The organism is Pseudomonas sp. rhizo66 (genome assembly GCF_031931925.1).
Classification (GTDB): Bacteria; Pseudomonadota; Gammaproteobacteria; order Pseudomonadales; family Pseudomonadaceae; genus Aquipseudomonas.
Map to the genome: position 1 here is coordinate 174537 of NZ_JAUJWZ010000002.1, position 14424 is coordinate 188960.

Below are 14424 nucleotides of genomic sequence, written 5' to 3' on the forward strand. Positions count from 1 at the left end.
TATGTCGGGACTGAACAACCTTCCAGCCGACACCCCTGACGATTACCGAGGATAAGAAAAATGACCATCAAGACCACTGCTGCTGGTGCCGCTCTCGCTTTGGCCGCCGCCACAATGTTTGCCGGTGTTGCTACTAATGCGATCGCTACCGATGCCCAGGTTCATTGCTACGGCGTGACCGCTTGCAAAGGCCAGAACGACTGCAAAACCAAAGACCACGCCTGCAAAGGCATGGGCGCCTGCAAAGGCCAGGGCTTCAAGGCGATGACTCAGGCGGCGTGCGAAAAAGCCGGTGGCAAGGTCGGCGAATAACTGACCGGCAAGTGTTGCCGCAGTGGCTTGCGCCACTGCGGCCACTTTTTATCAGGAGTCCGCACATGTCTGTTTCTCTTCCTTTTCTGGGTTATGGCCTCGGTTTACGCAGCGCTTACTACCAGCAGATCCTTGAGCAGTCGCCGGATGTCGACTGGTTCGAGGTGGTTTCGGAAAACTTCATGGTGCAGGGCGGCAAGGCTCTGTATTACCTCGATGCCTTCGCCGAGCGCTATCCGTTGGTAATGCATGGCGTATCGTTGTCCATCGGCGGGCCGCATGCCCTCGATCCGGATTATCTGCAACAACTCAAGCAATTGGCCGAACGGGTCCGACCGGCATGGATCTCTGATCACCTGTGCTGGAGCCGCGGCAATGCCCATCAGTTACACGACCTGCTGCCGTTGCCCTACACCGAAGAAAGCCTGGTTTACATCGCTGCCCGTGTGATGCAGGTTCAGGACATTCTGCAGCGCCCGTTGGTGCTGGAGAACGTCTCCAGTTACGTGCGCGGTGCCTCGGACGAATTCACCGAGTGGGACTTTCTCGCAGCGCTGAGCCGCGTGAGTGGCTGCGAATTGTTGCTGGACGTGAACAATGTATACGTCAGTTCACGTAATCATGGCTTCGATCCATGGGCCTTCATCAGCAGCCTGCCCGTTGATAAAGTCCGCCAACTGCATCTGGCGGGGCACAGCGATTACGGCGATTACGTGATCGACACCCACGACCATCCAGTGAGCGATCCGGTCTGGGCACTCTATCAACGCACACTCGAACATTTCGGCCCGGTGGCCACGTTGCTGGAACGCGACGATCATTTTCCGCCCTTCGAAACGCTGCTTGATGAACTGCAAAAAGCCCGTCAGCTCGGCAACAAGGTTCTGGCGGGGAGACAGCCATGCTCCTGAAAGAGTGGCAACTGGCGTTTGAAGCGTTTCTGCTCGAAGAAGTCCCCAACGCGAATCCGACGTTGAGCGAGAGCCTGATCGGTGGCCCGACACTGGATGTCGGCACGGGGCTGGCGATCTATCACAACGCTTACAAAGCGCGTTTGCTGGACGTGTTGCGCAATGACTTTCCAACGATCCTGCATTGGATGGGCGATGAGGAGTTCGACGGCCTCGCGACTGCGTACATCCGCCAGTCTCCGTCAGCGCATTTCAGCCTGCGCTGGTTGGGCAAAGGCTTCGAAGGCTTTGTCCGCGAGCATCTGGTGCCGAAACAGAGCGCACCGCTGGCCGAACTGATTGCGCTCGAATGGGCCTTCACACTGGCTTTCGATGCGCCGGCCGCCGAGCCGCTGACAATTGAGACCATGGCGGCCCTGGCCCCGGAGGAATGGCCGGAATTGCGCGTCAGAGCGGTGCCGTCGATGCAGTGGCTGAAGTGCCGCTTCAACAGCCTTTCTCTATGGCGCTCGGTAAAGGAAGAAACAGCGTTTCCTGACAGCGTGCCCCTTGAAATCCCGCAGATCTGTCTGATCTGGCGCAATGGGTTGATCTGCAATTACCGCAGTCTCGACCCGGCCCAAGCCTCAGCTCTCGATGGCGTGCTCAACGGTGGCTGGAGTTTCTCCGAACTGTGCGCCGAGTTAGCAGTCACTTATGGTAAGGGCGCATCACTTCAAGCTGTGACCTGGTTGAAACAATGGATACAGGACGGTTTGCTGGAGCGTCTGCAACGATAGACAAGGTTAATCAAATCGATAGCCTGCTATTTTTCTGTGATGGTCTACCCTCAGATCAGACGTCTGAAACAAGGGGGATTTTTCATGCTCGCGCAACTTCCACCGGCCTTACAGAATCTGCAGCTTCCGCTTCGCCTGCGACTCTGGGATGGCCATGAGTTCAATCTGGGGCCGGCGCCCAGCGTCACCATTGTGGTCAAGGACCCACAAATGGTCACCCAGTTCAGCCATCCAAGTCTTGATGCGCTCGGAGCGGCATTCGTTGAAGGCAAGCTTGAACTGGAGGGCTCGATCAGCGAAGTGATCCGCGTCTGCGACGAATTGAGCAGTGCCTTGCTTGATGAAGAAGACGGCAGTCAGCCGGTGCGTACCTTGCACGACAAGGAAACAGACGCCAAAGCCATTTCCTATCATTACGACCTGTCCAATGCGTTCTACCAGCTCTGGCTGGACAGCGACATGGCCTATTCCTGCGCGTATTTCGAAACCGGTAGCGAATCCCTCGAGCAGGCACAACAAGCCAAATTCCGCCACCTGTGCCGCAAACTGCGCTTGCAGCCGGGGGAGTATCTGCTGGATGTCGGCTGTGGCTGGGGTGGGCTGGCCAGGTATGCCGCGCGGGAGTTCGGCGCGAAGGTCTTCGGCATCACCCTGAGCAAGGAGCAACTGGAACTGGCCCGCGAGCGGGTCAAAGCCGAAGGCCTGGAAGACCTGGTCGAACTGCAATTGCTCGACTATCGCGATTTGCCTCAGGACGGGCGTTTCGACAAGGTGGTCAGCGTCGGCATGTTCGAACACGTTGGCCATGCCAATCTGGCCGAATACTGCAAAACCCTGTTTGGCGCGGTGAAGGAGGGCGGTCTGGTGATGAACCACGGCATCACCGCCAGACACACCGATGGCCGTCCGGTGGGACGCGGTGCCGGGGAATTCATCGAGAAATACGTATTCCCCAACGGTGAGTTGCCGCACCTGGCAATGATCTCGGCCGAGATCAGCGAAGCCGGTCTGGAAATTGTCGACGTCGAAAGCCTGCGCCTGCACTACGCACGCACGCTGGATCACTGGAGCGAGCGGCTGGAGGACAACCTCGAAGCGGCTGGCAAGCTGGTGCCGGACCAAGCGCTGCGCATCTGGCGCCTGTACCTGGCCGGCTGCGCCTATGCGTTTGCGCGCGGCTGGATCAACCTGCACCAGATCCTCGCGGTGAAGGCACATGCAGATGGCAGCCATGAACTGCCGTGGACTCGCGACGACATCTATAACCCTTGATCCTTGTTGAGTCCTCTCCCGGTGAGAGGACTCTCAAAGAATCGGTGAAATCAGCCGGGCGATCCGCATGCCGATCTGTTGAAGGCGGTGGATCTCCCGGCTTTCTTCTTTGGCGACTTCGTAGGCTTGCGCGAAATCGGCGACGAGCATGTTTTCCACGCTGGCGGCGAAGTCAGTGTCGACGGTCAGCAGCATCACTTCGAAATTCAGCCGGAACGAACGGTTGTCCAGATTAGCGCTGCCGATTGCGCTGATCTCGCTGTCGATCAATACCACTTTCTGATGCAGGAAACCGGGTTCGTAGCGGAATACCCGCACGCCGGCGCGTACGGCTTCAAAGGCGTAGAGGCTGGACGCGGCGTAAACGATGCGGTGATCGGGACGCGACGGCAGCAGCAATCGCACGTCGACGCCTCGCAACACGGCCAATCTCAGGGCGGCGAATACGGCTTCATCCGGGATGAAATACGGACTGGTGATCCACACCCGTTCGGTCGCCGCGTGAATCGCCTCGACAAAGAACAGCGAGCAGGTTTCGTAGGCATCCGCCGGGCCGCTGGCGAGCAATTGGCAGAGCACGCCATCATCCGGATACTCGTCGGGCAGGATCAGCGGCGGCAGGGCGCGCGCGGCCCAGAACCAGTCTTCGGCGAAGGATTCCTGCATGCACGCGACCACGGGGCCGCGCACCTTCACATGCGTATCGCGCCAAGGCGCCAGTGGTGGTTTTTCACCCATGTATTCATCGCCAACGTTATGTCCGCCGACAAAACCGACGACGCCGTCGACCACGACAATCTTGCGGTGGTTACGAAAGTTGACCTGAAAGCGATTGAGCCAGCCGCTGCGTGTGGCGAAGGCTTTGACCTCGACGCCGCCATCACGCAGCGTCTGCACATAGCCGTGGGGCAGGGCGTGACTGCCGATGCGGTCGTAAAGCAGATGAATTGATACGCCTTCAGCAGCCTTGCGCAGTAGCAGATCACGTAAGCGTCGACCGAGCCGATCATCGTGGATGATGAAGAACTGGATCAGCACGGCTTCTTTCGCTTGGTCGATGGCGTGGAAAATCGCCTCGAAGGTGGCCGCACCGTTGATCAGCAATTGCACTTCGTTGTTCGCCAGACACGGCATGCGCCCGAGTTTGGGCATTGCGCGCAGCGAGGCGTAGGCATTCGAGGCGCGCGCGGTCAACGCCTCTTCCACCCACGGGCGCCAGTTCAACTCGGAGATGGCCTGACGCATCTGTTCGTTGGCCTGGCGCCGTGCCTTGATGTAACCATCAAAAGTGCTGCGCCCGAACACCAGATACGGAATTAGCGTGAGATAGGGAATGAAGATCAGCGACAATGCCCAGGCGATCGAACCTTGGGCCGTGCGCACGGTGAGCACCGCATGCACGGCGGCGATCAGACCGAGGGTGTGTATCAGGGCGATCAGATAACCGAAAATGTGCGGTCCAAAATAATCCATGGGGCAGCCTTGCTCCGCAAGATTCTAATGCCTTAACAGACCATGTTCTGTCGCGAATGTCGCTATTTAATTGGGGCATGAACCGAAGCAATCGGCCGACGTCTAACGGCCACTACTGATCAGGAGTTTTTCGATGAACGTTCGTCTGCTGGGTTTGGCGCTGGGCCTGGGTTTGGCATTGCCGGTGGTTGCGCAGGCGCAGATGCTGCAGCCGGGACTGTGGGAAATGACATCGAGCAACGTCAAGGTCGATGACCAGCCAATGGATGTGCAATCGATCCTCGGTCAGTTGCAGGGCCAGATGACCCCGCAACAGCGCGCGGCGCTTGAGAAAAACGGGATCAATATCGGCGGCAAGGGCATTCGTGCCTGCCTGACGCCGCAGCAGGTGGCAACCAACGATATTCCATTGGCCGACCCGCAATCGGGCTGCAAACAGCAGATCACTGATCGCACCGGTAATCAGTGGAAATTCCGTTTCAGTTGCCCGAAAGCGCAGGGCACCGGGGTGGCGACATTCCTCAGTGATCGTGAATTCACCACCGTGGCCAACGGCACGTTCAACGCGATCGGGATCAACCAGAAGGGCAGTCTGGAAACCCGAGCAGTCTGGCTGGGTCAGGACTGCGGCGCCGTTAAACCCCGCGCATAAAAAGGTCGCCTGCAGGCTGGCTCCCACAGGGAAATGCATTCCACATGTGGGGCGAGCCTGCTCGCGAAAGCGTCCTCGAAATCAGCGCATGAACCTCAGCGCCAACCCCCGACACCCGTCATTCACCTGACCTTCCCGCCAGGCAATTTGCCCTGAGACAATCGTCGTACTCACCTGATGGCGAAAGCTGCGTCCGGCAAACGGTGTCCATCCGCACTGCGACAGGATGGGTTGCCGATTCACCTCCAGGGCTCGCGGCTCGACCAATACCAGATCTGCCCAGTACCCCTCACGTAGATACCCACGATCGGGAATCGCAAACAGATCCGCGACTCTGTGACTGGTCTTTGCCACCAGCGTGGTGATTGGCAGCATATCGTCCGCGACCAACTCCATCAGTGCCGGCAACGCGTGCTGCACCAATGGCAAACCCGCAGGTGCCTGGGCATAAGGTCGCTGCTTTTCATCCCAGGTATGCGGTGCGTGGTCACTGCCGATCACGTCCAGCCGATTGCTGTTCAGCGCCGTGCGCAACGCGTCGCGATCGGCCAGGGTCTTGATCGCTGGATTGCATTTGATCAAGTTGCCGAGGTGGGGATAGTCGCGATCATCAAACAGCAAATGGTGCAGGCAGACTTCAGCCGTGATGCGTTTTTGCGCCAACGGTCTGTCCTCGAACAACGCCAGTTCACGCGCCGTGGTCAGGTGTAAAACGTGCAGACGCGTGCCGTGACGTTTCGCCAGATCAACCGCCAGTGAAGAAGAGCGATAACAGGCCTCGGCATTACGGATCAACGCATGCGCCGCGGGCGGCAAGCGATCGCCGAACAACTCATGCAAGTTGGTTGCATTGGCATCGATGCTGGGCGTGTGTTCGCAGTGAGCCAAGAGGATCGTCGGCACCTCGGCGAACAGCCGCTCAAGAGTCTGCGGATCATCCACCAACATGTTGCCGGTCGAGGCGCCCATGAACACTTTCACGCCTGCCACTTCGCAAGGATTGAGCGCCGCCACCGTGTCGAGGTTGTCCTGACTCACGCCAAAGTGAAAGCCGTAATTGGCCACCGAGCTGATCGCTGCCCGGCGCTTTTTATCCGCCAGTGCGTCGAGGGTAAGAGTGGCCGGCTGGGTGTTGGGCATGTCCATGAAACTGGTGATGCCTCCGGCGACCGCCGCACGGGATTCGCTATGAATGCTGCCCTTGGCTGGCGCACCGGGTTCACGAAAATGCACCTGGTCATCGATCATCCCCGGCAGCAGCCATTGGCCCTTCGCATCGATTTCCACCTTGGCATTTTCGCCTTCGATGCTGCGGGCAATCTTGACGATACGCCCGTTGCTGACCAACAGATCGCCGTCGAGCTCGCGTCCTTCGTTGACCAGCCTTGCGTTGCGAATCAGCACGCTGCCCATGGTTCAGAACTCGTTCTGCAAGGCTTTGTAGCCACGTACCAGATCGACGTTGGTGCGCGCCACGTCTTCGGAAAACTCCGAGGCGCTGATGCTCACCGGTGGAAATTGCGAGAGATCGGTGTTCGGGCCGATGCGAGTCGTGGAGGGCACATAGAAGGCATCCGGCAAATCCCGACCGTCGACCACCGAGTTGTGCCGCACCACGCAACCGTTGCCGACGACGCAATTGAACAGCACGCTGTTGAAACCGATGAACACGCGATCGCCGACGACGCAGGGGCCGTGCACGATCGAGCGGTGGGCGATTGAACTGTACTCACCGATGGTCACTGCCGCGCCGGATTTGGAATGGATGACCACGCCGTCCTGGATGTTCGAGTTGGCGCCGATGATGATCGGCTCCATCTCGCCCGAGGCGTCCACTTCGTCGGCGCGGATGACCGCGTAGGGACCGACGAAAACGTTCTCGCCGATCACCACCTTGCCGCAGATGATCGCGGTTTTATCGACGTAGGCCGACTCGGCAATGTGCGGTAGATCACCTGAAGGATTCTTACGGATCATGGCTGGCTCAGTGCGTCGTAAAGGGTGTTGAGGTTGTATTCGAACAGACCGGTGAAAGTGCTGGCCGGACCGCTGGCCGCGAGGGCATCCGAGTAGAGCGTGCCGCCAATGTGCGCGCCGCTTTCGTCGGCGATCTGTTTGAGCAGGCGTGCGTCCTTGATGTTTTCCATGAACACCGCTTTGACGTGGGCCTGGCGAATCTGGGTAATCAGCGCCGCGACTTCGGCGGCGGAGGGGTCGCGTTCGGTGGACAGACCTTGCGGTGCCATGAAGTCGATGCCGTACGCCTGACCGAGATAACCGAAGGCATCATGGCTGGTGACGATCTTGCGGTTGCCCGGTGGCAGCGCACCGAGTTTGGCCTTGGCCTCAGCGAGCAGGGCGTAGATCTGCTTCAGGTAGGTTTGGCTGTTGCGTTCGTAGTCGGCTTTATTCGCCGGGTCGGCAGCAATCAGGGCCTTGGTGATATTGGCGACATACAACTCGGCGTTCGCCAGATTGTGCCAGGCATGCGGGTCGGGAACGGTCTCGCCGTCTTCATCCAGCGAGCGTGGAATCACGCCGTGGCTGGCACTGACGATCGTGGCTTTGGTCTCGGTGCTGGTGACCAGACGATCCAGCCATGGCTCGAAACCCAAGCCATTTTTTATGATCAGTTTGGCTTTTAGCAGGGCTTTGGCATCGTCTGGCGTTGGTTCGTAAGTGTGTGCGTCGGCGTCCGGGCCGACCATGTTGGTGATCTGGACATGCTCGCCGCCGACCTGATGGACCATGTCGGCGAGGATGCTGAAGCTGGTGACCACGGGCAGTTTTTCCGCGGCCGACAAGGACATCGACAGCATCAGGCTGAACAGCACGAGTAGAGCGCGCATCGGGAAACACCTCATTGGGATGTGAGCAAAGGCGGGCGGCGCAACAGACCGTGCACCGGTCCGAACACCACGGACAACAGATAGCCGAGGCCGGCGACCAGGACGATGGCCGGGCCGCTCGGCTGCGAGTAGTAGAACGACAGCAGCAAGCCGAAACATACCGAGAGACAACCAATGACCGCTGCGATGGCAATCAGGATCGGCAAACGGCGGCTCCAGAATCGCGAAGCCGCGGCGGGAAGCATCATCAGCCCGACCACCATCAGCGCGCCGATCGCCTGAAAACCGATCACCAGATTGAGTACGACCAGCGTCAGGAAGACACCATGGGCGAGTGGGCCGAGGCGGCTGACGGTTCTCAAAAACAACGGGTCGAGAGTGTCGAGCAACAGCGGCTTGTAGATCAGGGCCATGGCGATCAGGCTGAATCCCGACACCCACAACATGCCGGTGAGGGTCGGTCCGTCGACGGCCAGTGCTGAGCCGAACAGCAGGTGCAACAGATCGAGGCGTTTGCCGGCGATGCCGAGGATCAGCACGCCACTGGCCAGCGAAATCGGATAGATCGCAGCGAGGCTGGCGTCTTCGCGCAGACCGGTGCGGCGGGTAATCCAGGCGGCGAGACCGGCCATGCTCAGCCCTGCGCCCAAGCCTCCCAGCGTCAGTGCGGGCAAGCTCAGTCCGGCAAACCAGAAACCCAAGGCCGCGCCGGGAAGGATGCCGTGGGCCACGGCGTCACCGATCAGGCTCATCCTTCGCAGGATCAAGAACACGCCGAGTGGCGCGGTGCTGCACGCCAATACGAGGCCGCCGAGCAGGGCGCGGCGCATGAACACGAACTCATTGAACGGTTGCCAGAGGTGGGCGACGGTGAGCATCAGGCCACCTGTGTGTGAGGTGTTTGCTGAATGAGTTCTGCGCTCGCGCCAAACACGCAGTCGCGGTTTTTGATCAGCAACGTTTCGGGAATGTGTCGGCGCACGGCGGCAAGGTCGTGGCACACCACGACCAGTGTTCGACCTTCGCCATGCCAGGCGTGGATGTGCTGCCAGAGCAACTGCTGACCGAGTTCATCGAGTGCGGCGTGGGGTTCGTCGAGCAACAGCACGGGCGCATCGGTCAGGCTCAGTCGAGCGAGCAGGGCGCGTTGCAGTTCGCCACCGGACAGGGCCATGAGGGGACGGTGCTCGAGTCCGCTCAGGTGCCAGTTCGCCAGTGCGTCTTTCAGGCGCTGGCTTCGTAGTTGAGTCGATAGCCTGCGTCCCCAGAATCCGGCGGCGACCAGTTCTTCGAGACTGATGGGGAATTGGCGATCCAGATGCTGTTGCTGGGGTAGAAAGGACAATCCGCTTTGACGTGGAACACTCAGGGCGACTGTACCTGCCAGAGGCTTCTGCAATCCGGCGATCACTTTCAGCAGGCTGCTTTTGCCACAGCCGTTGGCGCCGATGATCGCCGTCAGGCTGCCGCTGTCTAGCTCAAGGTTCAGGGGCGCGGTCAGTGCTTGGCCGGGTGCGCCCCAACTCAGGGATTGGCAGCGGATCATGCTTGCTCACGCTGCCAGTGGCTTTCAGCGACGGCGTCGTGGGCGTGCAGACTTTCGGCGTGGATCACTCGCAGGTGAAAAGCGCTGACCCCCGGAGTACGACGCAACGCCAGATTCAGTCGACGTGCCGCGTCTTCGCAGAACATCAGGTTCTGCCCGTTGGCGAGGGCGAATGCTTGTTCGTCGGCGCGCTTCACGGCGGTTTGTACTGCGGTGCCGAGGGCAGCTTCAGCGTCATTGATGATCACGCTCATAGGTAACTCATCAATGAATTCGTCGAGATGAAGGTGCAGTTGTGCAGTGCTGCGTTGACTATGTGGCGTGGCAATGATGCCTTGGGTCGAGCCCAGCCAAGCCAAAACGTCTGCGTGCTGAAGGGCTTTGTTGGCGAAGTCGTCGATGAATTGTTGCTGGATCAGTTGTCGCGCCAAGGCCGCAGAGCAAGGACAAGTTGAGGAGTAGGGCACTTCGATTTTGAGTTCCACGTGGAACACTTCATTTATCAGACTGGCGAAGATGCTCGCGGGGTAAGACTTCCAGCCTGCCAATGGACTGATAAGCGCCGGCCGCTTTAGCAGTAAATCGGTATGGATATTCAGGTAGGCGCGGGTGGATAAACCCTCGTGGCTTTGCAGGAAACGCTTGAGCACCTGATGCAGTAGCGTGGGGGACAGGTTCTTCTGTTCGAGTGTTTCCAGAGCCAAATACAACCGCGACATATGAATGCCGCGTGCTTCGCCATCATCAAGACTGACGCCCGCATCAGCCTTCGCGCTCACGCGCTCACCCTCTAACAAAACAGGTAACGCGATGCCCCGCATGCCCACCCATTCAAGTGGCAAAGCCTGGCGTGCGACCTGCGCGGCGATATCCGGAAGTGTCATCGAATTCATGTTCGGGACCATCGTGTTGATTGAATTGAATGTTACATTATAACAATTCAAATCACGATGCCTTTTTCATGAACAGGTTTTCATATGCACAGACGCCATCTGCTTAATCTGATCCTGGCCAGCGCGGCCTTCGCCCTCCCTTTCAGTGCTTCTGCCGCGCAGATTCGCAATGCCCGGCTGTGGCGGTCGGATGAAAAGCTGCGATTGGTGTTCGATCTAAGCGGCTCGGTACGCTACAAAACCTTCACCCTTACGGCCCCGGAGCGGCTGATTATTGATGTGTCCGGTGCGAGCGTTGGCACAGATTTCAGCCAGCTAGCGCTGAACGGCACGGTCATTCGTTCGATTCGCTCCGGGATTTTTGGCTACGGTGATACGCGGATTGTTCTGGATTTAAGCAGTCCGGTTCTGCTGAACAGCTTTCTTTTGGCGCCACAGGATGGCCAAGGGCATCGACTGGTTTTGGATTTGGTCAGCGCAAAATCCGAGCTCAATGTCCCAATGGTTCCACGTGAAACACCTCCAATGAAGGCACATCCCCGGCGAGACATCATGGTTGTCGTCGATCCAGGGCATGGTGGAAAGGATCCGGGCGCAGTTGGCGCCAAGGGCGAAAGGGAAAAGGATGTGGTGCTTTCCATCGCGCAACTGCTTGCCAAACGCCTGAAAAAAGAGAAAGGCTTCGATGTGAAACTGGTGCGCAACGACGACTTTTTCGTGCCGTTGCGCAAACGTGTGGAGATAGCCCGTCAGCACAAGGCTGACATGTTTATTTCAGTGCATGCCGATGCAGCGCCGCGTCTGACCGCTTCCGGCGCGTCGGTGTATTGCTTGTCTGAGGGCGGTGCGACATCGGCGACGGCGCGTTTCATGGCGCAGCGGGAGAACGGTGCGGATCTGCTCGGCGCTACCAGTCTGCTCAATCTGAAAGATAAGGATCCGATGCTGGCGGGAGTGATTCTCGACATGTCGATGAACGCTACGATCGCCGCCAGTCTGCAATTGGGCAGCACGGTACTTGGTAGTTTGGCTGGCATCACCACACTGCATCAGAAACGTGTGGAGCAGGCAGGATTCGCGGTTCTGAAATCGCCAGATGTACCTTCGATTCTGGTGGAGACCGGCTTCATTTCCAACGCGCGCGACAGTCAACGGCTGGTCACGGCGCGACATCAGCAGGCCGTGGCCAACGGATTGTTTGAAGGGCTGCAGCGTTACTTTGCAAAGAACCCGCCCATCGACAGCTACCTTGCCTGGCAGCAAGCGCAGCAAAGCACGCCGGTTTAACAGCCGGTAATACGGCTGCAGGTGAATTTCGCACTGCTGCCGCCCGAGCTGGAGAAGCGATTGATGGTCGTCCAGCCGACACGTCGGGTGTAGCCAACCCAGGCTTCGCCATCAGAGGCGATCCCGGTAAAGAAGGTCAATTGGCCGAAACGGCTGTTGGTCTGCGCCCAATAACGTTGGCCATTCTTCTCAAAACCGCGCAGATACAGCGTGTTGCCGGCTGTGGTGACGCTATAAGCGTTGCCGTCGGCGTCCACGCACGCCAGCAGATTAGCGCTGCGCGTGCAGCTGGCGAGAGCGGGAAATTGAGCGCAGGCGTTGCCGGTCAGTAATAACCCAAGGCTCAACATTGAGCATTTCAGCGCATTTTTCATGGTGATTTCCGGACTCGGTATTGGCAGAGCTTCCGGCTCTTTGTCGATCAAGACAAGAGAAGGCTGGTTTCTTACTGTTGTTATACTATAACATAAATCCACATTAAGCCTGGGCAGGCCGATTTCAAAGCGTTGGTTTTCTACGTGATCCACCGTGGGAAGCGCGAAAACGCCACGCGCAGCAAAAGCGCTGATTGGCTGCTTTCTAAAGAGGATTATCCAATGTCAGCAGAGTTGCCCGTCACCGTACTTTCAGGATTTCTCGGCGCCGGAAAAAGTACACTTTTGAATTACGTACTACGTAATCGGGAGGGTTTGCGCGTCGCTGTTATCGTCAATGATATGAGCGAGATCAATATTGATGGCAGCGAAGTCCAGCGTGATGTCAGCCTGAATCGTTCAGAAGAAAAAATAGTCGAAATGAGTAACGGCTGTATCTGCTGTACGTTACGCGAGGACCTGTTGGAGGAGGTCAGCAAGCTCGCTCGTGAATCTCGCTTCGATTACCTGCTGATTGAATCCACCGGGATTTCCGAGCCACTGCCCGTGGCAGAGACGTTTACCTTCCGCGATGAGCACGGTCAGAGTCTCTCCGACATCGCGCGTCTGGACACCATGGTCACTGTAGTCGACGGTGTGAACTTCCTGCCGGACTACCAGGCAGCGGAAAGCCTCGCCTCCCGTGGCGAGATCCTTGGCGAAGAAGACGAGCGCTCCATCACGGATCTGTTGATCGAACAGATCGAGTTCGCCGACGTGCTGTTGATCAGCAAGATCGACTTGATCAGCCAGCGCGAGCGTGAGGAGTTGATCGCGATCCTCCAGCGTCTCAACGCCCAAGCGGAAATCATCCCGATGGTAATGGGCGAGGTGCCGTTGGAAAAAATCCTCAATACCGGACGTTTCGACTTCGAAAAGGCCGCCCAGGCGCCGGGTTGGCTGCAGGAGTTACGCGGTGAGCACGTGCCGGAAACCGACGAGTACGGCATCGCCTCCACAGCTTATCGCGCCCGCCGGCCCTTTCACCCGCAACGCTTTTTCAGCTTCATCGACCGTCCTTGGCTGAACGGTAAATTGCTGCGCTCCAAAGGCTTCTTTTGGCTGGCGAGCAAACCCACCGACGCCGGTAGCTGGTCGCAGGCCGGTGGTTTGATGCGCCACGGCTTTGCAGGGCGCTGGTGGCGTTTCGTGCCAAAGGAGCAGTGGCCACAAGATCAGGAAAGCACCGCCGCGATCATGGAAAACTGGACGCCGAGCGTAGGAGACTGCCGCCAGGAACTGGTGTTCATCGGTCAGAACATCGATTTCCTGCAGCTCTCAGTCGAACTGGATGAGTGCCTACTCACCGATGAGGAGATGGCACTCGGTGTAGAAGGCTGGCGTGCGCTACCGGATCCCTTTGGCCCTTGGCACGAAGAGGCTGCCTGATGCTTGCACTCAAATTGCAGCAAAACCGCACCCGCCATCAGCATCAAGGCCCGACACCCAAAGCGCTGGCGCGAATTCTCGAGGACGATACCAACCTCGCCGTCTGGCAACGCCAACTGCCGTTGCACATCAGCGAATTCGCCCACCTGCTGCTGTCGCTCAATGAGCCCTTGGCGGAATCGTTGTGCCTTGAGTTGCCGGATGAGGACGCTGAACCCGATCTCACCGGCCTGGCATCAGGCTTCCGTGATCTGGAAGGCTACGAGGGTTTTATCGCCGACCTGAAATGGCTGGTCAGCGCATTCGCCTGCTTACTGGGGGCAAAGCGTGTAGGCCTGCGTCTGCGGGTGCTCGATAAAGCCATGTGTCCACGCTTCCATGTCGATCACGTGCCGGTGCGCCTGATCACGACTTATGCGGGTGTCGGCAGCCAATGGCTCAAGGAGGGTGTGATGGATCGCAGTCAGTTGGGGCAGGTCAACGCCGAGCCACACGTGCAAATACAGCAACTCAACAGCGGCGACGTGGCGTTGCTGAAAGGCGAGAAATGGCACGGCAATGAAGGCTTCGGCCTGATCCACCGCTCGCCGCAACCGGCTGTGGGCGAACGCCGTCTGATACTGACCCTCGACTGGCTCGGCTAACGAC

The 14424-nt window shown here is 58.6% G+C and carries 16 protein-coding genes; 8 read left to right on the forward strand and 8 right to left on the reverse strand.

Annotated elements, in window-relative coordinates; all coding sequences use genetic code 11:
- Positions 1–60: 60 nt before the first annotated feature.
- The 4 genes from bufA2 (at position 61) to cfaB (ending at position 3274) form a co-directional block, all read left to right on the forward strand.
- Positions 61–312 carry a BufA2 family periplasmic bufferin-type metallophore gene (gene bufA2, locus QZR14_RS02815; protein WP_311995847.1) on the forward strand — a complete coding sequence of 84 codons (252 nt, stop codon included), beginning with the start codon at positions 61–63 and terminating at the stop codon, positions 310–312.
- Positions 313–377: 65 nt separating this feature from the next.
- Entirely contained in the window at positions 378–1223 is an 846-nt protein-coding gene (bufB, locus tag QZR14_RS02820; RefSeq protein ID WP_250605596.1) for an MNIO family bufferin maturase, read from the forward strand.
- Positions 1214–2002 (forward strand): DNA-binding domain-containing protein, encoded by a 789-nt coding sequence (locus QZR14_RS02825; RefSeq protein WP_311995848.1) that lies wholly within the window; start codon positions 1214–1216, stop codon positions 2000–2002. The genes bufB and QZR14_RS02825 overlap by 10 nt, the downstream gene beginning before the upstream one ends.
- Positions 2003–2086: 84 nt before the next feature.
- The gene (gene cfaB / locus QZR14_RS02830; RefSeq protein ID WP_250605598.1) at positions 2087–3274 is read left to right on the forward strand and encodes a C17 cyclopropane fatty acid synthase CfaB; all 1188 of its coding nucleotides are present in this window, start codon (positions 2087–2089) and stop codon (positions 3272–3274) included.
- Between the two features lie 33 nt (positions 3275–3307).
- Here cfaB and cls read toward each other — a convergent pair whose 3' ends face one another.
- Complete coding sequence (cls, locus tag QZR14_RS02835) at positions 3308–4747, reverse strand: cardiolipin synthase (protein WP_311995849.1); 1440 nt, start codon at positions 4745–4747, stop codon at positions 3308–3310.
- A 133-nt stretch (positions 4748–4880) separates the two neighbouring features.
- On the opposite strand from cls, the gene QZR14_RS02840 reads away from it, so the two are divergent.
- Positions 4881–5399, forward strand: a complete 519-nt coding sequence (locus tag QZR14_RS02840; RefSeq protein ID WP_038359480.1) for a DUF3617 domain-containing protein — start codon at positions 4881–4883, stop codon at positions 5397–5399.
- Between the two features lie 81 nt (positions 5400–5480).
- On the opposite strand, the gene QZR14_RS02845 is transcribed toward QZR14_RS02840, so the two are convergent.
- Genes QZR14_RS02845 through folE2 form a run of 6 tightly spaced genes read right to left on the reverse strand, consistent with a single transcriptional unit; the run spans position 5481 to position 10687 of the window.
- Complete coding sequence (locus QZR14_RS02845; RefSeq protein WP_311995850.1) at positions 5481–6812, reverse strand: dihydroorotase; 1332 nt, start codon at positions 6810–6812, stop codon at positions 5481–5483.
- Positions 6813–6815: 3 nt separating this feature from the next.
- A complete protein-coding gene (locus QZR14_RS02850) occupies positions 6816–7376 on the reverse strand; it encodes a gamma carbonic anhydrase family protein (protein ID WP_250605601.1) in 561 nt (186 codons plus the stop codon).
- A complete protein-coding gene (locus tag QZR14_RS02855; protein WP_311995851.1) occupies positions 7373–8248 on the reverse strand; it encodes a metal ABC transporter substrate-binding protein in 876 nt (291 codons plus the stop codon). The genes QZR14_RS02850 and QZR14_RS02855 overlap by 4 nt, the downstream gene beginning before the upstream one ends.
- An 11-nt stretch (positions 8249–8259) precedes the next feature.
- The gene (locus tag QZR14_RS02860) at positions 8260–9126 is read right to left on the reverse strand and encodes a metal ABC transporter permease (RefSeq protein ID WP_250605603.1); all 867 of its coding nucleotides are present in this window, start codon (positions 9124–9126) and stop codon (positions 8260–8262) included.
- The gene (locus QZR14_RS02865) at positions 9126–9794 is read right to left on the reverse strand and encodes a metal ABC transporter ATP-binding protein (RefSeq protein WP_311995852.1); all 669 of its coding nucleotides are present in this window, start codon (positions 9792–9794) and stop codon (positions 9126–9128) included. Before QZR14_RS02865 ends, QZR14_RS02860 begins: the two co-directional genes overlap by 1 nt.
- Positions 9791–10687, reverse strand: a complete 897-nt coding sequence (gene folE2, locus QZR14_RS02870; RefSeq protein WP_250605605.1) for a GTP cyclohydrolase FolE2 — start codon at positions 10685–10687, stop codon at positions 9791–9793. The genes QZR14_RS02865 and folE2 overlap by 4 nt, the downstream gene beginning before the upstream one ends.
- 84 nt (positions 10688–10771) lie before the next feature.
- Here folE2 and QZR14_RS02875 point away from each other — a divergent pair, with 84 nt between their 5' ends.
- The gene (locus QZR14_RS02875; protein WP_311995853.1) at positions 10772–11974 is read left to right on the forward strand and encodes an N-acetylmuramoyl-L-alanine amidase; all 1203 of its coding nucleotides are present in this window, start codon (positions 10772–10774) and stop codon (positions 11972–11974) included.
- Here the strand turns inward: QZR14_RS02875 and QZR14_RS02880 are convergent.
- Entirely contained in the window at positions 11971–12348 is a 378-nt protein-coding gene (locus tag QZR14_RS02880) for a glutamine synthetase (protein ID WP_311995854.1), read from the reverse strand. The genes QZR14_RS02875 and QZR14_RS02880 overlap by 4 nt on opposite strands.
- Positions 12349–12570: 222 nt before the next feature.
- On the opposite strand from QZR14_RS02880, the gene zigA reads away from it, so the two are divergent.
- A complete protein-coding gene (gene zigA / locus QZR14_RS02885) occupies positions 12571–13776 on the forward strand; it encodes a zinc metallochaperone GTPase ZigA (protein WP_311995855.1) in 1206 nt (401 codons plus the stop codon).
- A complete protein-coding gene (locus tag QZR14_RS02890) occupies positions 13776–14420 on the forward strand; it encodes a DUF1826 domain-containing protein (RefSeq protein WP_311995856.1) in 645 nt (214 codons plus the stop codon). Before zigA ends, QZR14_RS02890 begins: the two co-directional genes overlap by 1 nt.
- Positions 14421–14424: the final 4 nt, after the last annotated feature.